General features: G+C 39.7%; 1 protein-coding gene. It reads right to left on the bottom strand.

The annotated features are described in order from the left end of the window. Window positions 1–49: 49 nt before the first annotated feature. On the bottom strand, window positions 50–232 hold a 183-nt coding region (locus I5349_RS14175), incomplete at its 5' end, for a hypothetical protein (protein ID WP_226391406.1).

Here is a 232-nt window from a genome sequence, read left to right as displayed (position 1 = left end):
GGTTAAGCGCATCTATCCCTCCCATAAAGGTCACATCACCTTGGAAAGTTCATTTTGCTAATGGCTTGACTGTATTGTAGACTTTGATGGTATACTGCGGTCTATGATAGGCTTCTTGTAAATTTTCTAAATCATACCTGTACATATGCGCTCTAAGCCCTACCTTGTAGATGTGATTTTTATCATAGTGGAAGCCCACGAAGATATTAGAAGTTCTGCTAAATCCTGACTC

It is taken from the genome of Penaeicola halotolerans, assembly GCF_016464625.1.
GTDB lineage: Bacteria > Bacteroidota > Bacteroidia > Cytophagales > Cyclobacteriaceae > Penaeicola > Penaeicola halotolerans.
The sequence above is the reverse complement of the archived record's forward strand: the minus strand, read 5'-3'. Positions and strand labels throughout refer to the sequence as shown.